At 63.1% G+C, this 22,795-nt stretch carries 17 protein-coding genes and 1 pseudogene; 15 read left to right on the top strand and 3 right to left on the bottom strand.

Annotation, left to right across the window (positions count from 1 at the left end):
• Positions 1-3: 3 nt before the first annotated feature.
• The 15 genes and pseudogenes from X735_RS164245 (at position 4) to X735_RS164180 (ending at position 17,368) form a co-directional block, all read left to right on the top strand.
• The gene (locus X735_RS164245) at positions 4-381 is read left to right on the top strand and encodes a hypothetical protein (RefSeq protein WP_023808734.1); all 378 of its coding nucleotides are present in this window, start codon (positions 4-6) and stop codon (positions 379-381) included.
• Positions 382-417: 36 nt separating this feature from the next.
• Positions 418-579, top strand: a complete 162-nt coding sequence (locus X735_RS1000000167070) for a hypothetical protein (RefSeq protein WP_013532900.1) — start codon at positions 418-420, stop codon at positions 577-579.
• A gap of 14 nt (positions 580-593) precedes the next feature.
• Positions 594-1,997 carry an amino acid permease gene (locus X735_RS164235; RefSeq protein WP_023808735.1) on the top strand — a complete coding sequence of 468 codons (1,404 nt, stop codon included), beginning with the start codon at positions 594-596 and terminating at the stop codon, positions 1,995-1,997.
• Between the two features lie 45 nt (positions 1,998-2,042).
• A complete protein-coding gene (locus X735_RS164230) occupies positions 2,043-2,732 on the top strand; it encodes a hypothetical protein (protein ID WP_023808736.1) in 690 nt (229 codons plus the stop codon).
• A complete protein-coding gene (locus X735_RS164225; protein WP_023808737.1) occupies positions 2,729-3,052 on the top strand; it encodes a hypothetical protein in 324 nt (107 codons plus the stop codon). The genes X735_RS164230 and X735_RS164225 overlap by 4 nt, the downstream gene beginning before the upstream one ends.
• 102 nt (positions 3,053-3,154) lie before the next feature.
• Positions 3,155-4,051 (top strand): glutamine amidotransferase family protein, encoded by an 897-nt coding sequence (locus X735_RS164220; RefSeq protein ID WP_023808738.1) that lies wholly within the window; start codon positions 3,155-3,157, stop codon positions 4,049-4,051.
• Between the two features lie 4 nt (positions 4,052-4,055).
• Positions 4,056-4,781 carry a GXGXG domain-containing protein gene (locus X735_RS164215; protein WP_023808739.1) on the top strand — a complete coding sequence of 242 codons (726 nt, stop codon included), beginning with the start codon at positions 4,056-4,058 and terminating at the stop codon, positions 4,779-4,781.
• 6 nt (positions 4,782-4,787) lie between these two features.
• Positions 4,788-6,116, top strand: a complete 1,329-nt coding sequence (locus X735_RS164210; protein ID WP_023808740.1) for an FMN-binding glutamate synthase family protein — start codon at positions 4,788-4,790, stop codon at positions 6,114-6,116.
• Positions 6,117-6,179: 63 nt separating this feature from the next.
• Positions 6,180-7,487 carry a type III glutamate--ammonia ligase gene (gene glnT, locus X735_RS164205; RefSeq protein WP_023808741.1) on the top strand — a complete coding sequence of 436 codons (1,308 nt, stop codon included), beginning with the start codon at positions 6,180-6,182 and terminating at the stop codon, positions 7,485-7,487.
• Positions 7,488-7,523: 36 nt separating this feature from the next.
• Complete coding sequence (locus tag X735_RS164200; RefSeq protein ID WP_023808742.1) at positions 7,524-8,777, top strand: sarcosine oxidase subunit beta family protein; 1,254 nt, start codon at positions 7,524-7,526, stop codon at positions 8,775-8,777.
• Positions 8,778-8,794: 17 nt separating this feature from the next.
• Positions 8,795-9,070: a sarcosine oxidase subunit delta gene (locus X735_RS164195; protein WP_023808743.1), complete on the top strand. Its 276-nt coding sequence runs from the start codon at positions 8,795-8,797 to the stop codon at positions 9,068-9,070.
• Positions 9,070-12,136, top strand: a pseudogene (locus X735_RS01000000165465) (sarcosine oxidase subunit alpha). Before X735_RS164195 ends, X735_RS01000000165465 begins: the two are co-directional and overlap by 1 nt.
• Positions 12,129-12,758 carry a sarcosine oxidase subunit gamma family protein gene (locus tag X735_RS164190; RefSeq protein ID WP_023808744.1) on the top strand — a complete coding sequence of 210 codons (630 nt, stop codon included), beginning with the start codon at positions 12,129-12,131 and terminating at the stop codon, positions 12,756-12,758. The pseudogene X735_RS01000000165465 and the gene X735_RS164190 overlap by 8 nt, the downstream one beginning before the upstream one ends.
• Before the next feature lie 142 nt (positions 12,759-12,900).
• The gene (locus tag X735_RS164185) at positions 12,901-15,270 is read left to right on the top strand and encodes an aminomethyltransferase family protein (protein ID WP_023808745.1); all 2,370 of its coding nucleotides are present in this window, start codon (positions 12,901-12,903) and stop codon (positions 15,268-15,270) included.
• 388 nt (positions 15,271-15,658) lie between these two features.
• The gene (locus X735_RS164180) at positions 15,659-17,368 is read left to right on the top strand and encodes an APC family permease (RefSeq protein ID WP_023808746.1); all 1,710 of its coding nucleotides are present in this window, start codon (positions 15,659-15,661) and stop codon (positions 17,366-17,368) included.
• Positions 17,369-17,436: 68 nt separating this feature from the next.
• Here X735_RS164180 and X735_RS164175 read toward each other — a convergent pair whose 3' ends face one another.
• The 3 genes from X735_RS164175 to X735_RS164165 all read right to left on the bottom strand — a co-directional run bounded on the left by X735_RS164175 (position 17,437) and on the right by X735_RS164165 (position 22,596).
• Positions 17,437-20,583 (bottom strand): efflux RND transporter permease subunit, encoded by a 3,147-nt coding sequence (locus tag X735_RS164175; protein ID WP_023808747.1) that lies wholly within the window; start codon positions 20,581-20,583, stop codon positions 17,437-17,439.
• 200 nt (positions 20,584-20,783) lie between these two features.
• Positions 20,784-21,935 carry an efflux RND transporter periplasmic adaptor subunit gene (locus X735_RS164170; RefSeq protein ID WP_023808748.1) on the bottom strand — a complete coding sequence of 384 codons (1,152 nt, stop codon included), beginning with the start codon at positions 21,933-21,935 and terminating at the stop codon, positions 20,784-20,786.
• Positions 21,936-21,990: 55 nt separating this feature from the next.
• Entirely contained in the window at positions 21,991-22,596 is a 606-nt protein-coding gene (locus X735_RS164165; protein ID WP_023808749.1) for a TetR family transcriptional regulator, read from the bottom strand.
• Positions 22,597-22,795: the final 199 nt, after the last annotated feature.

Consider the following 22,795-nt stretch of genomic DNA (forward strand, 5'->3'; position numbering starts at 1 on the left):
GAGATGTCCCGCTACACGCCGCCGGAGCAAAGCAAGGCCGGGCAGGTTTTCGACATCGCCGTCGTCGTCGTCGCCATTTTCGTGGCACTGTGGCTACCGCTCAAGCTGGGCCTCGCCGGCGCGGCGAAATCCATCGACGCGCTCGACGCCAAGACCTGGGAAGCGCTAGGCCAGAACCCGACCATGGCGTCTATCTGGGAAAAGCTCGGCTATACGCCCGAGACCGCGCACGACATCATCCAGAACCGCTTCCACTATGTCATCGACTGGCCGACGCTGATCATCATGGCGGCGGTGCTGATCGGTTATTTCATCTTCCTGTTTCGTGCATCAGACCGCGAATACCGCGACGTCATCAACGAAAAATTCGACGACAAGTAAGAGTTCTGAGGACGATCTAATTCGGGGGACACGATCATGTGGGTGGCACTCTCTTACGCATGCTGGGGCATCTCGATCGTGCTCGCTTTGTGGATGCTCTACGACTGGTTCAAGGTCGACACGACCTTCTCCGAAGAGGTGCTGACCTCCTCGCGCGAAGGCGAACTGGAAGCCACTTCCGAAAAACACCGGATCTGAGTGAGGATTGAACAATGACGATCGCACTTGAACCGGCTGCCCCGGCTGCCCAAGGGGACAGAGTTTCACTCCTGCGCGTGCTCGGACCGGCCCATGTCTGGGCGCTCGGCGTCGGCATCGTCCTGGTCGGCGAATTCACCGGCTGGAATTTCTCGGCCGACAAGGGTGGCGCACTGGCCGCGCTGATCGTCTGCTGGGTCGTGGGATTGCTCTACACCTCGGTCGCCATGATCGATTCCGAGGTGACATCGACCGTGGCCGCCGCCGGCGGCCAGTATGCGCAGGCAAAGCACATCGTCGGACCGCTGATGGCGTTCAACGTCGCGCTGTTCCTGGTCTTTGCCTACACCATGCTCGAAGTGTCCGACGCCATCCTGCTCGGCGACACCATCGTCGCCAAGGCCGGCGTCGAAGGGCTCACCCACAATTCCTTCATCGCCGCGACCATCGTCGTGCTGGCGTGGCTGAACTATCGCGGCGTGCTGATGACGCTCAACGTCAACTTCGTCATCACAGCAGTCGCCTATATCTCGATTGTCATCCTGTTCTTTTCGGTCAGCCCGTGGACGCAAGGCGCCGTGCTGAAGCTGAACGAGTTGGTCACTCCCGGCAATGCGCTCCCCTATGGCTGGATCGGCGTCATCGCCGCCTTCCAGTTCGGCATCTGGTACTATCTCGGCATCGAGGGCACCACACAGGCCGCCGAGGAAGTGCGCTCGCCGGCCCGCTCGCTGCCTTACGGCACCATGGCCGGCATGATCACGCTTTTGATCGCAGCCGCCATGACCTGGTATGTCTGCGCCTCGATGATGCCATGGGAATATCTCGGCATCACCTATTATCCGCTGTGGGACGCCGGCAAACTGACTGGCAGCCCGCTGCTCGAGAACCTGTTGTTCGTCGCCACGCTGCTTGCTGCAATGGCCTCCGCCAATGGCTGCATCAACGATGCGGCGCGCGCCTGGTTCTCGCTCGGCCGCGACCGCTATCTGCCGACATGGTTCTCGGCCGTGCATCCGAGATATCGCACGCCCTATCGTTCGATCCTGTTCCTGCTGCCGATCGCGCTGGCCTTCGCCTTCATCGCCGACCTCAACCAGGCGATCACCTTCTCGATCCTGTCGGGCGTGCTGCAATATACCTTCATGAGCATCAACATCATCATGTTCCGCAAGAAGTGGCCGCTGGGCTCGATCCGGCGCGGCTACACGCACCCCTTCCACCCGATCCCGGCCATCGTGCTGTTTTGCCTGTGCGTGGTGACCTTCTTCGCCATCTTCCTCGGCTTCGGCTCGCAGCTGATCGCCATGGTCGCCTTCTATTTCCTGATCTCGCTGTGGTTCCATTTCTATCGCTACAAATTCGTGCGGCGCGGCGACCAATTCACCATGCCGTGGCCAAAGCCGCAGGGTTATTGATGGGAGTAGGCCCGTCCGGATCCCGGGCGGGCCTGGCATGAGAAAATGTCCGAGGTGACATCAGCACTGCTGGCCGGGGCCATTGTCCTAGCTGTCGTCCTCCACCTTGCCTGGCAGGCGCGTGCCAGCCACAGCAGGGCGTCGATGGCGCTCGCCGTCGAGCAGGGCCGCATCCGCACAGTCATCGCCGACGCTGCCAATGTTTCGGATGGCACCGCCGGCGTCATCACCTGGGAAGGATCCTGGAACGGCAAACGTGTCCAGGTGCGCACCATCGTCGATACGCTGGCGACGCGAAAACTGCCGGCGCGCTGGCTCAGTGTTTCGATCACCGAAGAGGTCGCGGTGCCGGCGACGTTCGACATGATGATGCGGCCGGGATCGCCGACGACCTTCTCCAATTTCGATCATCTCGAGCACACGCTGCCGAAGAGCTCAGCATTTCCGGCTGAGGCCGTGTTGCGGACCGATCGCAGGGGCGTCCACTTCCCACTGGAGACCATCGCCGGCCACCTCGGGATTTTTTCCGAAGGGCGCGCCAAGGAACTGCTGATCACCCCGAAAGGGGTACGCATCGTGTGGCTGCTGGCCGAAGCCGAACGGGCGCGTTATGGCGTCTTTCGGCAGGCCGAATTCGGCGACGCCACACTCGATCCCGCGCTGATCGAAAGACTGCTGGTGTCGGTGTCGGCGCTTCGCGACGCCATCAACAAAAGCGAACGGCAGGCCGCATGACCATTCCCACCACTGCACCCACCAACCCCTATCTGGTTCTCGGCGCCGCAATCGTGTTGCCGGGAAGCGGGCATGTCATTCTCGGCGTGCCGGTGCGCGGCCTGCAGTTCCTTTTCTTCATGGTGATCCTGGCATGGGTGACGGCCAAGATCGCACCGTCGGATGCCAGCTTTGTCGGCCGTCACGCCGGCGGCTTCCTGATCTATGCCTTGTCGATTCTCGACGCCTACAAGATCGCTCGCATCCGCACCGCGAAATGGGTTCACACTGCCCGGCGAGACGGCGACAGTGCGCAGAGCGGCATTGAGCCGCATAGGTAACTAGAGGAATATTTTTTTCATATGATTGAATTAGTGCAGCTCATTCGATACATCGTCTCTTAGCTACAAACGATCTCTTAGCTACAAACATCGGAGGCTGACATGTGTGGAATTGTCGGACTGTTTTTGAAGGACAAGTCGCTGGAGCCCCAGCTTGGCGCGATGCTGTCGCAGATGCTGATCTCGCTCAGCGATCGCGGTCCCGACAGCGCCGGCATTGCCATCTATGGCGCGCCTTCCAAAAATGAGGCCAAGATCACCATCCAGTCGGCCAAGCCGGACCGCGATTTCCGCGGCCTCGAGGCGGAGCTCGCCAAGGCCATCGGCACGCCGGTGACGATCGCGGTGAAATCCACCCATGCGGTCGTCAGGACCACGCCCGCCAAGATCGATGAAGCGCGCGAAACCATCCAGACGCTGCGCCCCGACATCCGCATCATGGGCGCCGGCGACGTTGTCGAGATCTACAAGGAAGTCGGCCTGCCCGAGGCGGTCGTCGATCGCTTCGATGTCCGCAAGATGACCGGCACGCATGGCATTGGTCATACCCGGATGGCGACGGAATCGGCTGTGACGACAATGGGCGCGCATCCGTTCTCGACCGGCGCCGACCAGTGCCTTGTGCACAATGGCTCGCTGTCGAACCACAACAATGTCCGCCGCGAGTTGATCCGCGAAGGCATGAAATTCGAAACCGAGAACGACACTGAAGTGGCCGCCGCCTATCTCTCGTCGCAGATGGCGCATGGCAAGAATCTCGGTGAGGCGCTGGAAGGCACGCTCTCCGACCTCGACGGCTTCTTCACCTTTGTCGTCGGCACCAAGAACGGTTTTGGCGTGGTGCGCGACCCGATCGCCTGCAAGCCCGCCGTGATGGCGGAAACCGACCAGTATGTCGCCTTCGGCTCGGAATATCGCGCGCTGACCAAACTGCCTGGCATAGACAATGCGAGGGTCTGGGAACCCGAACCCGCAACCGTCTATTTCTGGGAGCATTGAATTCATGCCGGCAACCACGCTTTCAAAGACGGCAGCACACGACCCTCGGGTCTTCGATCTCGACCAATTGTCGCTGCGTGAACTCAACCAGGCGCTGCACAATCTGGCTCCCGGCTCGAACGAAACGGCATGGGAAGTGCTGAACCCGAAAGGCAGCCATTCGGTCGCCGTCGGCGTCGACCAGCCTGTTGCCATCGATGTGCGCGGCAGCGTCGGCTATTATTGCGGCGGCATGAATTCCGGCAGCACCATCACCGTGCACGGCTCGGCGGGTCCCGGCGTCGGCGAGAACATGATGTCGGGCTCGATCACCATCAAAGGCGACGCCAGCCAGTATGCCGGCGCCACCGGCAAGGGCGGCCTGCTGGTCATCGAAGGCAATGCGTCGTCGCGCTGCGGCATTTCGATGAAGGGCATCGACATCGTCGTGCACGGCAATATCGGCCACATGTCGGCCTTCATGGCGCAGTCGGGCAATCTGGTGGTGCTGGGCGATGCCGGCGACGCGCTGGGCGATTCCATCTACGAGGCGCGTCTCTTCGTGCGCGGCAAGGTCGACAGCCTGGGTGCCGACTGTATCGCCAAGGAGATGCGGGCCGAGCATCTGGAATTGCTGCAAGGCCTGCTCGACCGTGCCGGCGTCACCGGCGTCAAGCCGTCGGAGTTCAAGCGCTACGGCTCGGCGCGTACCCTCTACAATTTCAATATCGACAACGCCGACGCGTATTGAGGCAGCATGACCTATCGCAACCCGCCGACGACGCCGCGCAAATCCGCGACCTTCGACGACTACACGCTTTCCGAGATCCGCCGCGCCGCGGCGACCGGCATCTATGATATCCGTGGCGCCGGCGCCAAGCGCAAGCTGCCGCATTTCGACGACCTCCTGTTCCTCGGCGCCTCGATCTCGCGCTATCCGCTCGAAGGCTACCGCGAGCGCTGCGACACATCAGTCGTGCTCGGTTCACGCCATGCCAAGAAGCCGATCGAGCTGAAGATCCCGATCACCATCGCCGGCATGAGCTTCGGCTCGCTGTCGGGGCCCGCCAAGGAAGCGCTCGGGCGCGGCGCCACACTGTCGGGCACCTCGACCACCACCGGCGATGGCGGCATGACCGAGGAAGAGCGCGGCCATTCCAAGCAGCTGGTCTATCAATACCTGCCGTCGCGCTATGGCATGAACCTGCGCGATCTGCGCCGTGCCGATGCGATCGAAGTCGTCGTCGGCCAGGGCGCCAAGCCGGGTGGCGGCGGCATGCTGCTTGGCCAGAAGATTTCCGACCGCGTCGCCGAAATGCGCACGCTGCCGAAGGGCATCGACCAGCGCTCGGCCTCGCGCCATCCGGACTGGACGGGTCCCGACGATCTCGAGATCAAGATCCTCGAATTGCGCGAAATCACAGACTGGGAAAAGCCGATCTACGTCAAGGTCGGCGGTGCCCGGCCCTATTACGATACCGCGCTTGCGGTGAAGGCCGGCGCCGATGTCGTCGTCGTCGACGGCATGCAGGGCGGCACCGCAGCCACCCAGGAAGTGTTCATCGAAAATGTCGGCATGCCGACGCTTGCCTGCATCAGGCCGGCGGTGCAGGCGCTGCAGGATCTCGGCATGCACCGCAAGGTGCAGCTGATCGTCTCCGGCGGCATCCGCAACGGCGCCGATGTCGCCAAGGCGCTGGCGCTCGGCGTCGACGCGGTCTCGATCGGCACGGCCGCCCTTGTCGCGCTCGGCGACAACGATCCCCGCTGGGAGGCGGAGTATAACGAGCTCGGCACCACGGCCGGCGCCTATGACGACTGGCACGAGGGGCGCGACCCCGCAGGCATCACCACGCAGGACCCCGAACTGATGAAGCGGGTCGACCCGGTGGCCGCCGGACGCCGGCTGGCGAACTACCTCAAGGTGATGACGCTGGAAGCGCAGACCATCGCCCGTGCCTGCGGCAAGAACAGCCTGCACAATCTGGAACCCGAGGACCTCGTCGCGCTGACGATCGAGGCAGCCGCCATGGCCGGCGTACCGCTGGCCGGCACCAACTGGATACCGGGGAAGAACGGCTTCTAATCAATGAAGGGCCGAAGCCCACACGCTCTGGGGCCACAATCGACAAAAAAATGGGGAACTTCCGTGACAGTTGATCTTGCTGAATTCGCAAGGGCGAAAAACGTCAAATATTTCATGATTTCCTACACTGACCTGTTCAGTGGCCAGCGTGCCAAGCTGGTGCCGGCGCAAGCCATCGCCGACATGCAGAAGGATGGCGCCGGCTTTGCCGGTTTCGCCACCTGGCTTGATCTGACGCCGGCGCATCCCGACATGCTGGCGGTGCCGGACCCGGACTCGGTGATCCAGCTGCCGTGGAAGCCGGAGGTCGCCTGGGTCGCCGCCAACTGCATCATGGACGACAAGGAGGTCGACCAGGCGCCGCGCAACACGCTGAATCGGCTGATCGCGGAAGCCGCCAGCGACGGCATGCACGTCAAGACCGGCGTCGAGGCCGAGTTCTTCCTGATCTCGCCGGACGGCAAGACGATTTCCGACGAATACGACACGGCCTCGAAGCCCTGCTACGACCAGCAAGCGGTGATGCGCCGCTACGACGTCATCGCCGAGATCTGCGACCACATGCTGGCGCTCGGCTGGGGCGCCTACCAGAACGACCACGAGGATGCCAACGGCCAATTCGAGATGAACTGGGCCTTCGACGACGCGCTGGCGACCGCCGACAAGCACTCGTTCTTCAAATTCATGGTCAAGTCGATCGCCGAGAAGCACGGCCTGCGCGCGACCTTCATGCCCAAACCCTTCCAGGGCCTGACCGGCAATGGCTGCCATGCCCATATCTCGGTCTGGGACAAATCGGGCAAGACCAACGTCTTCGCCGACAATGCGATGGAGCTTGGCCTGTCGGCCAAGGGCCGGAATTTCCTCGGCGGCATCATGAAGCATGCTTCCGCGCTTGCCGCGATCACCAACCCGACGGTCAATTCCTACAAGCGCATCAATGCGCCGCGCACCATTTCGGGCGCCACCTGGGCGCCGAACACGGTGACCTGGACCGGCAACAACCGCACCCACATGGTGCGCGTGCCCGGCCCCGGCCGCTTCGAACTGCGGCTGCCGGATGGTGCTGCCAACCCTTATCTGCTGCAGGCGGTTATCATCGCCGCCGGCCTCGACGGCATCCGCTCGAAGGCAGATCCCGGCAAGCGCTACGACATCGACATGTACCAGCATGGGCACACGGTGAAGGGCGCGCCAAAACTGCCGCTCAATCTGCTCGACGCGCTGCGCGAGTTCGACAAGGACAAATCGCTCAAGGCGGCGCTGGGTGAGGAATTCTCGTCGGCCTACCTAAAGCTGAAGCACCAGGAATGGAATTCCTATGCTTCGCACTTCACGCAATGGGAGCGCGACCACACGCTGGATATCTGACCACCAGCGCGGTGCGAGCGACCTCGGAATGAACTGATGAAATATTCGATCTTCTCGCTCGCCCGTGCTGCCCTCTCCGGCCACAAGAACTGGCAACGCACCTGGCGTGACGCCACGCCGAAGGATCGCTACGATGTGGTGATCATCGGCGGTGGCGGCCATGGCCTTGCCACCGCCTGGTTTCTCGCCAGCGAGTACGGCATCAAGAATGTTGCCGTGCTCGAAAAAGGCTGGATCGGCTCCGGCAATGCCGGCCGCAACACCACCATCATCCGCTCCAATTACGGCCTGCCAGGCAATACCGGCTTTTACGAATTGTCGATGAAGCTGTGGGAGCGGATGGAGCAGGACCTCAACTACAATGCAATGGTCAGCCAGCGCGGCGTCATCAACCTCTACCACTCCGACGCGCAACGCGACGCTTATGCGCGGCGCGGCAACACCATGCGCATCAACGGCATCGACGCCGAACTGCTCGACCTCGCTGCCGTCAAGAAGATGATACCGTTCCTGAACTTCGACAATGCGCGCTTTCCCGTGCAAGGCGGGCTGTTGCAGCGACGCGGCGGCACGGCGCGGCACGATGCTGTTGTCTGGGGCTATGCGCATGCGGCGAGCGAACTCGGCGTCGACATCATCCAGAATTGCGAAGTCACCGGCTTCGTCAGGGACGCCAATGGCAAGGTGACCGGCGTCGAGACGTCGCGCGGCAAGATCGGCGCCGGCAAGGTCGGTATGGCTGTTGCCGGAAGTTCATCGCGCGTCGCGGCGATGGCCGGCCTGCGCCTGCCGATCGAAAGCCATGTGCTGCAGGCCTTCGTCTCCGAGGCGATCAAGCCGCTCATCTCTGGTGTCATGACCTTCGGCGCCGGCCATTTCTACGTCAGCCAGTCCGACAAGGGCGGGCTGGTGTTCGGCGGCGACATAGACGGCTACAATTCCTATGCCCAGCGCGGCAACATGCCTGTCATGGAGGACGTCTGCGAGGGCGGCATGGCGCTGATGCCGATGATCGGCCGCCTGCGTCTGCTGCGCCAGTGGGGCGGCATTATGGACATGTCGATGGACGGTTCGCCGATCATCGACAAGACGCCGGTCGACGGGCTCTATCTCAACGCCGGCTGGTGCTATGGCGGCTTCAAGGCGACACCAGGCTCCGGCTTTGTCTTTGCCCACCTTCTGGCCCGCGATGAATCGCACGAAGAGGCCGCACGGTTCCGCCTCGACCGGTTCCGGACTGGCGCCATGATCGACGAAAAGGGCCAGGGCGCCCAACCGAACCTGCATTGAAGGCGGTTTAGAAGAAAATGCGCATTATCTGTCCCTTCTGCGGCGAACGCGAACTCGGCGAGTTCACCTATCTCGGCGACGCCAAGCCTGTGCGGCCCGAAGCCGGCACCTCGGAAGACGAGGTCTTCGACTATGTCTATCTGCGCGACAATGTCGCCGGACAGACCAGCGAACACTGGTACCATGGCGGTGGTTGCCGGGCCTGGCTGAAGGTCACCCGCAACACGCTGACGCACGAGATTTCCGCCGTTGAGCCGGCGGCGGGTGCCGGCGCCGCGAAAGTCGGTGCGTGATGGCCGGCGCGCAGACACACCGGCTCGGCAATGGCGGTCTCATCGACCGGTCGGCGCCGCTGAACTTCCGCTTCGACGGCAAGGCTTTCTCCGGCTTCCAGGGCGATACGCTCGCCTCGGCGCTGATCGCCAATGGCGTCAAGCTGGTCGGCCGCTCGTTCAAATACCATCGCCCGCGCGGCATTCTCACCGCCGGTTCGGAAGAACCCAACGCGCTGGTCGAGCTGCGCACCGGCGCACGGCGCGAGCCGAACACCAAGGCGACGACAGCCGAACTCTATGAAGGGCTGGAAGCCGCCAGCCAGAACCGCTGGCCATCGCTGCGCCACGATGTGATGTCGGTGAACCAGCTGTTCGCGCCGATCTTCGTTGCCGGCTTCTACTACAAGACCTTCATGTGGCCGGCGAAATTCTGGGAAGCGATCTACGAGCCGGCGATCCGTCGCGCCGCCGGCCTTGGCCGCGCCGCAGGCGTCGCCGATCCGGACCACTACGACAAGGCATGGGCGCATTGCGATGTGCTGATCGCCGGCTCCGGCCCGGCCGGTCTGGCCGCGGCATTGGCAGCCGGCCGCGCTGGTGCCCGCGTCATCCTGTGCGAAGAGGATTTTGTCCCCGGCGGCCGCCTGCTGTCGGATGGCGGCACGATCGATGGTGTGCCGGCAGCCGAATGGCTGTCGCGGACGCTGACTGAACTGGCTGATATGCCGGACGTCCGCATCATGACCCGCACGGCACTATTCGGCGTCTACGATGGCGGTACCTATGGCGCGATCGAGCGGGTCAACGACCACCTGCCCTCGCCGCCTCAGCATCAGATGCGCCAGCGGCTGTGGCGGATCGTGGCCAAGCGCTGCGTTGTCGCGGCCGGCGCCATCGAACGGCCGATCGTGTTTGCCGGCAACGACACGCCCGGTGTGATGATGGCGTCCGCCATGCGCACCTATGTCGCGCGCTATGCGGCGACACCGGCCAAACGCATCGCGCTGTTCACCAACAATGAGGATGGCTGGCGCACGGTCGAGACTGCACTCGGTGCCGGCCTACAGATCGCGGCGGTCATCGATGCACGGTCCGAAGTGTCGCCGGCGCATCGTTCGCTGGCCTCCAAGGGCGGCTTCCCGGTGCTGCATGGTTCCGTCAGTGGCGTCGATGGCGGCAAGGATGGCGTCAGGAAAATCGCGGTGTCGCTCACCGGCGGCGCGCGCGCCGAGGTCGAAGCGGACGGGCTCGCCGTTTCCGGCGGCTGGAACCCGGCGGTCGGGCTGACCTCCTTCCATCGCGGTCGGCCAGCGTGGCGTGACGACATCTCCGCCTTCGTGCCCGACGGCGCGCCTCCCGGCATGGTCGCCGCCGGCGCCGCCAATGGCGATTTCGGCCTCGGCGCCTGCCTGAGCCAGGGATTTGCCGCCGGCGCGGCAGCGGCGCGTGACACGGGACATGGCGGCACAGTGGGTACCGCGCCTTCCGCCGACGACGAGGCATTCTCGCTGACGCCGCTCTGGCACGTCGCCGGCAAGGGCAAGGCTTTTGTCGATTACCAGCACGACGTCACCGCCTCTGACATCGAACTGGCGCAACGCGAAGGCTTTGAATCCGTCGAACACCTGAAGCGCTACACGACGCTCGGCATGGCCACCGACCAGGGCAAGACCTCGAATGTCGCCGGCCTTGCCATCATGGCCGCGGTCAGCGGCCGTTCGATCCCCGAGACCGGCACGNACCGACCAGGGCAAGACCTCGAATGTCGCCGGCCTTGCCATCATGGCCGCGGTCAGCGGCCGTTCGATCCCCGAGACCGGCACGACGATCTACCGGCCGCCTTACGTGCCGGTCGCCATCGGCGCCTTCGCCGGCCATCACCGCGACGAGACGTTCCATGCGACGCGGCTGACGCCGTCGCACCACTGGGCCGTGGAACAAGGTGCTGTCTTCGTCGACACCGGCCTGTGGAAACGCGCGCAATGGTACCCGCGCGCCGGCGAGAAGGACTGGCTGGAATCGGTGACCCGCGAGGTCAAGGCGGTGCGCGGTGGCGTCGGCTTCTGCGATGTCTCGACGCTCGGCAAGATCGACGTGCACGGCCCCGATGCCGGCGCCTTCCTGGATCGCGTCTACATCAACACCTTCTCCAGCCTCGCAGTTGGCAAGGCGCGCTATGGGCTGATGCTGCGCGAGGACGGCATCGTCTATGACGATGGCACGACATCGCGGCTGGCCGAGGACCATTATTTCCTGACCACCACCACGGCCAAGGCCGGGCTGGTGATGCAGCATCTCGAATTCTGCCGCCAGGTGCTGTTCCCGGAGCTCGACGTGCAGCTCACTTCCGTCTCCGACCAGTGGGCGCAATTCTCGATCGCCGGGCCGAAGACACGCGACCTGCTGAGGGAAATCGTCGATCCGACCGAGGACCTTTCCAACGAAGGCTTTCCATTCATGGGCGCGCGCGAAGTAGCACTTCGCGGGGGCCTGAGGGCAAGGCTGTTCCGCATCTCGTTCTCAGGCGAGATGGCTTTCGAGATTTCGGTGCCGGCGCGCTTTGGCGATGCCATGGCGCGCAATTTGATGCTGGCCGGAGCGCCATTCGGCGTGACGCCTTACGGCACCGAGGCGCTCGGTGTCATGCGCGTTGAAAAGGGTCACGTCGCCGGACCGGAACTGAGCGGCACGACGACAGCCGCCGATCTTGGCCTCGGCAAAATGATGTCGACCAAGAAGGATTTCATCGGCCGCGTGATGGCCGGACGCGAGGCACTGATCGCCCCGGATCGCCAGGTCGTGGTCGGCATCAAGCCGACCGACAAGGGCCGCCGCTTGCGCTCTGGCGCGCACATCATCCCGAAGGGTCAGACGCCCGGCCCCGGCAACGACCAGGGCTATGTCACCTCGGTCTGCTTCTCGCCGACGTTGGATCAGTGGATCGGGCTCGCGCTTGTCGAACGCGGCCGCGAGCGCATCGGCGAGATCGTCCACGCGCATGATCCATTGCGCGGCGAAGACTACGATGTCGAACTCTGCAATCCCGTCTTCTACGATCCGGATGGAGGGCGTCAGCGTGGTTGATTTTTCCTGGACTCCCCGCAGTCCGCTTGAAAAAGCGCTTGTCACCGGTGCGCATGGTGCACGCGGTATCGAGGCTGGCGTCTCGCTGACCGAGGTTCGCAATTTTGATCCGATCCAGGTGATGGCGCGGCGCGGCAAAGGAGCCGAACTGGCAAAGGCGACTAGGACCCGCTTCGGCATCGCGGCACCGGATGCGCCGAAGGCGGTACAAACTCCGGATGCCACGCTGATCTGGTCGGGGCCGGATCAGTTCTTGATCCTGTCGAAAAGTGGCAAGCACACGATGTGGACGCTGGCGCCGGCATTCACCGGTCCCGCTTCGCTATCGGACCAGTCGCATGCACGCGCGTTGATCAGCGTTTCCGGAATCCAGGCGCGCGCCATGCTCGCCAAGCTGTCGTCGATCGACCTGCATGCCGCCTCGTTTCCGATTGGTGCCGCTGCTGCGACGTCGATGGACCACACCAGCGTCACGCTCTGGCGCGGGAATGATCGGCCGGATGGCCTGGCGGTGTTCAACCTCCTGGTGTTCGCGACCTTTGCCGAAAGCCTTTGGCATACGATGCTCGACTCGGCTGCGGAGTACGGCGTTACGGTCAGCCATTCCGAGGATTTCGAATAGCGTTTGCGCGCGCCCCACCTTCTCCCTTGGGGGAGAAGGGAAGAAGTGCGCTTCGCCTTGCCAAACGCACGCGCACTGCTATTCTTACCGCTAAAATAATTTCACACACAGGCAAACTTGTTTCTCGAACCGCAAGGCTGAGATGAGCCAGTCGCCCTACCCCGCAATTGCCGCCGGACCGCCGCGGCCGAGCCTCATCCTGAGGCCCGGCCAGATCGCGCTGCCGCCGGGCATGGAGCGTTATACGATCCATGGCAATGGCGCGGTGCTCATCGATATCATGGCCGGCGACACGATCACCGTGCGCAATGTCGAGGGTGGCCAGGCCTGCGAGTTGCTGGCCTGGGACAGGACCGGCGCGACCGATCCCGGCATTTTCGGTGAAGCATCGGACAGCAACGCTGCCGGCATCAAGGCGCTGCTCATAGAGGACGACGACAGCCTCGCATCGCTACGGAGCGGGCTCGCGCGCCGGCAGGTGCAGCTTGACCATGCCAAGGCGGTGCGGGTGTTCGGCGCCACTACGCCTGCCGGTACAGAACAAACATTCACGGTCACGCGTGACGGCTCGATGCTGATTGCGGCCCCCGGCGGGCCGATGCTGGTCGACGGTCACGACACGGCGACGCCGCTGACCGCCATCGTTCGCCGCGCCACGATCCGCCCGGCGGCGAAATCGCTGTTGGCGGACCCGCTGGCCGACCCGGTGCTCGATTTGCGTGTCCATTCGGCGACGGCGGAATCCTATTTCGTCAAGGCCGGTGACTATCTACAGATCATCGATGTCAACGGCCGCCAGTGCACCGACTTCCAGTGCTTTTCGGCGCGCAAGCTGGACAGGGGACTGGATCATCCGCTCGACGTGACGACAACGCGCACGCTGATGGGCGCGAGCTACCCGATGCCCGGCCTGCATTCCAAATACTATGACCAGGACATGGAGCCGCTGGTCGAGGTTATCCAGGACACATGCGGCCGGCACGACGCCTTCGCGCTCGCCTGCGCCGCCAAATATTACGACGACATCGGCTATCCCGGCCACACCAACTGCTCTGAGAATTTCAACGGCGCTCTGGCCGGCAAGGGCGTCAATCCCCGCGCGGGCTGGATGGCGATCAACTTCTTCTTCAACACGGCGATCGACGCGCATGGCGTCATGGTGTCCGACGAGCCGTGGTCGCGGGCGGGCGACTATGTGCTGCTGCGCGCGCTCACCGACATTGTCTGCGTCTCCTCCGCCTGCCCCGACGACACGACGCCGGCCAATGGCTGGAACCCGACCGACATCCATGTGCGGACCTATTCCGGCCAGCACAAATTCTCGCGAGCGATCGCCAGACGCATGACGCCCGATTCGGAACCGAAAATGACCCGCGAGACAGCTTTTCATTCGAGCTTTGCCAAGCACACCCGCAACTTCGTCGAGTACAAGGGCTATTGGCTTGCCAATTCCTTCGCCAAGGACGGGCCGATCGCCGAATACTGGGCCTGTCGGCAGGACGCGGTCATCATGGACCTGTCGCCGCTTCGCAAGTTCGAGGTCACCGGCCCGGATTCCGAGGCGCTGCTGCAATACACGCTGACCCGCGACGTCAAGAAGCTTGGCGTCGGCCAAGTGGTCTATTCGGCGATGTGCTACGAGCATGGCGGCATGATCGACGACGGCACCCTGCTGCGGCTCGGCAAGGACAATTTTCGCTGGGTCGGCGGCGACGATCTGTCCGGCGAATGGCTGCGCAAGACGGCCGCCAAGCTGGGTCTCAACGTGCTGGTGCGCTCGTCGACCGACCAGATGCACAATGTCGCCGTGCAGGGTCCGAAGAGCCGCGACATCCTGCGAGAAGTGATCTGGACTTCGCCATTGCAGCCATCGATCGACGAACTCGAATGGTTCCGCTTCGCCGTCGCACGCATTGGTGGCGGCAACGGCATTCCGGTCGTGGTCTCGCGCACCGGCTATACCGGCGAGCTCGGCTACGAGATCTGGTGCCATCCGCGCGACGCCGAAAAAGTGTTCGACGCCATCTGGGAAGCCGGCCAGCCGCATGGACTGAAGCCGATGGGGCTGCAGGCGCTGGACATGGTGCGCATCGAGGCCGGGCTGATCTTCGCCGGCTACGAATTCTCCGACCAGACCGACCCGTTCGAGGCCGGCATCGGCTTCACCGTGCCGCTGAAGAGCAAGACCGACGATTTCATCGGCCGCGAAGCGCTGACCCGCCGCAAGGAGCACCCGCAGACGAAGCTGGTCGGCCTCGACATCGAGGCCAATGTCGACGTCGGCCATGGCGATTGCGTGCATGTCGGCCGCGCCCAGATCGGCGTGGTCACGTCGGGCATGCGTTCTCCGATGCTGAACAAGACCATCGCGCTGGCCAGGCTCGACGTCACCCATTCAGCTGTCGGTACCGAGGTCGAGATCGGCAAGCTCGACGGCCATGCCAAGCGGCTGCCGGCGCGCGTCGTCGCCTTCGCCCACTACGATCCGCAAAAGACCAAACCACGCTACTGACGGCCTTCCTCCCAAGACAGTGAGGCCGTGCTGGCAGTTCGTGATAGGAATTTTTTCTTGACCTGCTGAGGGCAGCTATGCTACATATTCGTCCATGGTGCTGATTTGCGCCGCGACCCGCCTCCGGCGGGTTTTTCGTTTCCAGACTGCTGGTCCTTTTCCGAACAATCCTGCCCGCCAGTGTGAAGCTGACATGTTTCGCAAGCGGGATGTGCACGGCGCGACAATTCGCTTGACCTGAAAGCGCGCCGGATCAATCTTCACTGTTAAGAAAAAAATACGACTGAGTGGAAACACCGGCAGTCGAACAATGCATGCGTCGATGGTGAAGCCTCGCGAAGCCGCGGCGGTCACGAACGGGGAACATCAAAATGGGGAACAAAGACATATGAGCACGATAGTGACTGTCCTGGAGCCGCTTGCCGAAGGCAAGTTGCACCGAAATATCGACTGGCGCGGCGCCTTCTGGGTGGCGAGCGGTGTGCCTGCCCTCGTCCTGTTCTCGATCGGCGGCATTGCCGGCACGACCGGCACGCTGGCCTTCGCGATCTGGATCTTCTCCATGATCATGGGCTTCCTGCAATCCTTCACCTATGCCGAAATCGCCGGCCTGTTTCCGAACAAGTCGGGCGGCGCGTCGATCTACGGCGCCACCGCATGGCTGCGCTATTCCAAGTTCATCGCGCCGCTGTCGGTGTGGTGCAACTGGTTCGCCTGGTCGCCGGTGCTATCGCTCGGCTGCTCGATCGCCGCCGCCTATATCCTCAACGCGTTGGCGCCGGTGCCGCTGTTCACCGATGCCTCGCCCGAAGTCGTCGCCTATATCGCCGCGCATGCCGGGACGAGTGCCGCCGACGCCATCACGGCGGTGACCGCCGCGGCAACGCCGGTGATCCGCAACTGGACGCTCTACAGCCACACGCTGGGGCCGGTCTCGTTCACCCTCAACGCGACCTTCTTCATCGGTGCGGTGCTGATGCTGATCATCTTCGCCATCCAGCATCGCGGCATCCTCGGCACTGCCAACGTGCAGAAATATATCGGCCTGCTGGTCATCATCCCGATGCTGATCGTCGGCGTGGTGCCGATCGTCACCGGCCAGATCAACTGGGCGAATTTTTCGCCGCTGGTGCCGCTGGCGGCCGCCTATGCGCCCGAACCCGGCGCCTGGAACATTGCCGGCTGGACGCTGGTGCTTGGCGGCATGTTCATCGCCGCCTGGTCGACCTACGGTTTCGAGACCGCCGTCTGCTACACCTCGGAGTTCAAGAACCCGGGCACCGACACGTTCAAGGCGATCTTCTATTCCGGCCTGCTCTGCATGCTTCTGTTCATCCTGGTGCCCTTCACCTTCCAGGGCGTGCTGGGCCTCAACGGCATGCTGGCGACGCCGATCGTCGACGGCTCGGGTGTCGCCGATGCACTGGCCGGCATGGTCGGGGGTGGCGCATTGATCCACAGCCTCTTGGTGATGCTGATGATCCTGGCTCTGGTTCTGTGCATCATGACCGCCATGGCAGGCTCTTCGCGCACGCTCTACCAGGGCTCGGTCGATGGCTGGCTGCCGCGCTATCTCAGCCATGTCAACGAACATGGCGCGCCGACGCGGGCAATGTGGACCGATCTCGTCTTCAACCTGATCGTGCTGGCCATCGCCTCTGCCGACGCGACGAGCTTCTTCTTCATCCTCGCCGTGTCGAACTGCGGCTATATCATCTTCAACTTCCTCAACCTCAACGCCGGCTGGATCCACCGCATCGACAACGGCCATATCGCCCGGCCTTGGAAGGCGCCGAGCTGGTTGCTCGGCGTCGGCGCGATCTTCGCCTATGTCAACATGATCTTCATGGGCGCGGGCGCCAAGGTGTGGAACCCGATGGCGCTGTGGGCCGGCCTGATCACGGCGGCCCTGATCATCCCGGTGTTCTGCTTCCGCCACTATATCCAGGACAAGGGCAAATTCCCCGACCATATGCTGGCCGATCTCGGCATGACGGGGGCCGACCTCTCGGTCAAAAAGGCGGGCATACTGCCCTATCTGACCCTGGTCGCCGGCGTGGTGGTGATGCTGCTCGCCAACTGGTTCTTCGTCATCTGATCTCGTAAAAGTGAAAAGGATCGGGCGCGCTTCGGCGCGCCCGATCCTTTTCGACTGGCGTGATCGATCTATTCGGCGGCCAGCGCCAGTTGCGGCTTTTCGGCTTCCTGGCTCAGTTCCAGATCGTCCGTCCGCCCCTCCGCCCCGCGCTTCTTCGGCTCCCGGCCGAAGAACAGGGCGTAACCGGCCGGCAGGACCAGGATGGTCAGCACCGTGGCAACGAGGATGCCGCCCATCATGGCGTAGGCGAGCGGACCCCAGAAGACGCCGCGCGAGATCGGGATCAGCGCCAGCACCGCCGTCAGCGCCGTCAGCGTGATCGGCCGGAAACGGCGAACGGCCGAACCGATGATCGCCTCGTAGCGGTCCATGCCCGCAGCGATGTCCTGGTCGATCTGGTCGACCAGGATGATCGAGTTGCGCATGATGATGCCGAGCAGCGCGATGACGCCGAGAATGGCGACGAAGCCGAACGGCGCGCCGCTGATCAAGAGTGCCGCGGCAGCACCGATAATGCCAAGCGGACCGGTCGCCAGCACCAGCATCGCCTTGCCGAAGTTCTGCAGCTGGATCATCAAAAGCACGACGATGACGGCCAGCATGATCGGCGCCTTGGCGGCGATCGAAGCCTGGCTTTCCGCCGAATCCTCCGCACCGCCCTGGATCTCGACCTTGTAGCCGGGCGCCAATCCGTCACGCAGGCCCTGCATATCCTTGTACAGTTTGGTGACGACGTCATTGGACTGCACGCCGTCGGGCAGCGTTGCCCGCACACTGATGGTCGGCAGACGGTCGCGGCGCCACTCGATGCCTTGCTCCAGTACAGGCACCACCTTGGCAACCTGCGACAGCGGCACGAAGCCACCGAAGTCGGTCGGGATATAGACCGAGTCGACGGAGGACAGGAGGCTGCGGCTGGCATCCGGCTCGCGGGCGACGATGGACACCGTCTCCTCGCCGTCGCGGAAGTCGTCGAGCGGCGCGCCGGACATCGCCGCCTGCAGCATCTGGCGGATGCGCTGCGAGGTGACGCCGAGTGCGCGGGCACGATCCTGGTCGATGACCAGCTTCATCGCCGGAACCGGCTCCAGCCAGTCATCATGCACGGCGCCAAGCAGCGGATCCTCACGGAACTTCGCCTTCACCTGGTCGGCGATGCGGCGCACCTCCTGGCGATCCGGCCCCATGACGCGCATCTGCACCGGCCAGCCGGTCGGCGGGCCGAGGAACAGACGATCGACTTTGGCACGGATGGATGGGAAGTCTTGCGCCAGGACGGTGCGCAACTTGACGATCAGCCGTTCGCGGGCCGGTTCGTCATTGGCCATGACGAGCAGCTGGGCGAAGTTGGGATTGCTCAGTTGCTGGTCGAGCGGCAGGAAGAAGCGCGGCGCGCCTTCGCCGATATAGGTGGCGATGAAACGCTTGTCCTTGTCGTCCATCATCTTGGTTTCGAGCGCCTTGGCCTGCGCCTCGACTTCCTTGATGCTGGTGCCTTCCGGCAGCCAAAGGTCGACAAGGATTTCCGGCCGCGACGATTGCGGGAAGAAGTTCTGCGGAATGAACTGGAAAGCCCACAGGCTGGTGCCGAAGGTGACCAGCGTCATCACCAGGACGATGATGCGATGGCGCACGGCCCAGCTGACGGTAGCACGAAGCCGGCGGTAGAAACGTGTGTCGAAGACATCGTGATGGCTGCCGGCATGCTTGCGCTGCTTGAGGATCATGTTGCCGAGCCATGGCGTGAAATAGACCGCGACGAACCAGGAGACGATCAGCGCGATGCCGACGACATAGAACAGGGTGCGGACATATTCGCCGGCGGTCGAGGCCGCGAAGCCGACCGGAATGAAGCCGGCTGTGGTGATCAGCGTGCCGGTCAGCATCGGGAAGGCGGTCGAGGAATAGGCGAAGCTCGCCGCCTCGACCTTGACCATCCCCTCCTCCAGTTTGCGCTCCATCATCTCGACGACGATCATCGCGTCGTCGACCAGAAGACCGAGCGCGATGATCAGCGCGCCGAGCGAGATGCGCTGCAGGTCGATGCCGAGTTCGTACATGATGGCGAAGGTCGCAGCCAGCACCAGCGGGATGGCGATGGCGATGACCAGGCCGGAACGCCAGCCTATCGACAGGAACGAGACGACGAGCACGATCAGCAGCGCTTCGCCAAGCGCATGCATGAACTCGGCCACCGCATCGGTGACGACGCCGGGCTGGTCGGAGATCTGGTCGACCGCAACGCCGTAGGGCAGCGCCTCTTCGAAGCGCTTGTAGGTGGCCTCGACATCCTTGCCGACGTCGGTAACCTTGAAGCCCTTGGCCATGACGACGCCCAACTGCACGCTGTCGTGACCGTTGAAGCGGTATTTGCGCTGGAACGGATCTTCCAGCCCCGAGGTCACCGTGGCGATGTCGCCCAGCCTTGTGACCTGTCCGCCGGCGCGCAGGCGCAGGTTCCGGATATCCTCGACCTTGCCGACATCGCCCTCGACGGAGATGCGTACCGAGTTGGTGCCGGTATCGACGGAGCCGGCCGGGTCGACATTGTTCTGTCCCTTGATCGCATTCTGCAGATCGGTCAGCGTCAGGCCGCGTTCGGCCAGGGCCTTGGACGAGACGTCGATATAGAGCTTTTCCGGCTGGTCGCCGATGATGACGGCCTTCTCGACGCCGGGCGTCGTCAAAAGCATGTCACGCGCCTGGATGGCGAACTTCTTCAGCTCGGGATAGCTGAAGCCATCGCCGCTGATCGAATGCAGCGTGATGAAGGTGTCGCCGAACTCGTCGTTGAAATAGGGGCCGAGCAGACCTTGCGGCAAGTCACCGGCAATGTCACCGACCTTCTTGCGCACCTGGTAGAAAGCGTCCGTCACCTCGGCGGTGTTGGTGTCGCCCTTGATCTGCACAGTGATGATGGCGCTGCCGGCGCGGGTGAAGGAGCGCACGAAATCGAGATGCGGCGTTTCCTGCAGCTTGCGTTCGATCTTGTTGACGACCTGGTCTTCCATCTCCTTGATCGAGGAGCCCGGCCAGATCGCCTGGACGACCATGATCCGGAAGGTGAAATCGGGATCTTCCTTCTGGCCCATACGCATCAGGCCGAGCGCGCCGGAAATGATGATCAGGCCGAACAGGAACCGCGCAACGGCGGGATGGCCGATTGCCCAGCGCGACAGGTTGAAGGGCCGCTTCTCTTCCGTGGAATTGGTCATCGACGCTGGTCCATCTATCTAGCGCAACAAAATCGAGGGTTCGTAGTGGCTTCCGGGCGGCAAGGCTCTCCGAGAGGAGAAACGCTCATCGCGGTGGGACGCGAAATCGATGTGGGGGTTACATCAATCGAGCGTCTCGGTCGGGGCGCCTGCCGCCCGGAAACCAGCGACTGCGGGAACGCGCAGCCGGTTGTCTGTCGTCAGCGCACCTGCTTGGCGTCGCCGTCTGCCGCGGATGCCGATTGCAGCGCCGTCTCACCGGCGAGCTTCACCTTCAGGTTTTCGGTCATGAATTGCGTGCCGGCGGCGACCACGACATCGCCGGGGTTCAAACCCTCTGCGACACGCACCCCATCGGCGGCGAATTCGGCGACCTTGATCGGACGGGCATGAACGGTGTCGGCGCCACGATTGACGGTCCAGACGATCGATTGCGTGCCTTGCTCGGCCAGTGCGCTCAGCGGGATCGAGACCAGCTGCCGCTCATTGGCCGCCGAGGCTTCGATGCTGGCGGTCATGCCGAGCAGCACACGCGGATCGTTGGGCAGGCTGACGCGGACGGCAAAGGTGCGTGACTGCGGATCGGCGCTGCCGGCGACTTCGCGGACCTTGCCATCGAGCGCCAGCGCATCGTCGGACCAGAAGCCCGCCTTGACGGCCTTGCCCGGCTTGAATTCGGCGATTTCCATTTCGGGAACGGCGATCAGCACTTCCTTTTCGCCGTCGACAGCGACAGTAACAACCGGCGTGCCGGAACCGACCACCTGGCCGACGTCGGCGCTGACCGTGGTGACGATGCCATCCCTGTCGGCCTTGAGATCGGTATAACCGACCTGGTTCTTCGCCTGAGCAAGTGTCGAAAGGGCGGAATCACGCGTGGCGACCGCTTGGTCATAGGTCAAGGTCGCCTGTTCGAGTTGTGATTTCGGGGCAAAATTCTTGGCAAAAAGCTGCTCGGCACGCTTGCGGGCAAGCTCCACGGTCTCGACCTGCCGCTCGGCGGCATCGAGCGCTGCCTGCGCGCTCTTGACCGAGAGGTCGTAGTCAATGGGATCGATGCGGGCGAGCACATCGCCCGAGGCCACATGCTGGCCGATATCGACGAGGCGCTCGGTGATCTTGCCATTGACGCGGAACGCCAGAGCGCTCTCGGTGCGGGCCCGCACCGACCCGGAATAGGAGAGCATGCGGGTGTCATGCACCTTCGCGATCTCGACAACCTTGACCGGACGGATGATATCCTTGACTTCGGCTTTTTCCTGGCTGCAGCCGGCAAGCCCGAGAGTGGCGGTGACAAGCAGCACCGGGCCCACAGCCGGCAGCCTGCTGATGATTGAACTGAACGAAGACACGCGCGTACTCCCGAAATGGAGATGAATCGTTGAACCGGCGCCCGGCGGGCGGCAGCTACTTCAAAGCCTTGATTGCATAATCGATGAGGTCGTCAGGCATTGCCCGGTTGGTCTTGGCAAGGCATTGCGCCACCATCTGCGGATGACACAGGATGACGGTCGCGGCGCCGAAACAGCGAGACGCGATCACCGGATCCTGTTTTCTGAACTCACCGGCCTCGATGCCGTCACGAATGATTTCCGCAAACAGGTCGTGAATGCTGTCGACATGCTTGTCGATCACACCCCAATCCCGTTCGAGGGCGACGATGACCATCTCGTGGACCTTTTGGTCGTCGAGCATGACCTCCATCGTCATCTTGTATTGCGCATGCACGTAACGCCGGAGCCGCTCCTCGGCGCTGATCGGCAGGCGCGAAATCTCGTAGGCCATCTTGTAGCTGGCACCGAGCATCCGGCCGCAGACGGCCTGGTGGATTTCGACCTTGGAGGCGAAGAAACGATAGATGTTGGCCGGCGACATGCCGAGCTCACGCGCGATGTCGGCGACATTGGTCTTGCCGTAGCCATAGTGCCGGAACAAGCGCTCGGCGCAATCGAGAATGCGCGTTACATTTTCCTGTCGGGCGGCTTCGGCGACTATGGTGGCGGCTTCGGACATGATCCTCTGTCAATTTACGAGTGACGAATTTCGATTTTCGTCACTCGTAAATTGAAAAGAGCGGCCTGTCAACGCGGATTCGATGTACGCGTACGAATTGTGACAGATGGTGACAGATGGTGACAGTGAGAAGGTGGAATCGACGATCGCTATTAGCGGCTGGCCCTGATGAATTCGTCATCCTAGGGCGAAGCAAGGA

The organism is Mesorhizobium sp. L2C084A000, from assembly GCF_000502875.1.
Taxonomy (GTDB): Bacteria; Pseudomonadota; Alphaproteobacteria; order Rhizobiales; family Rhizobiaceae; genus Mesorhizobium.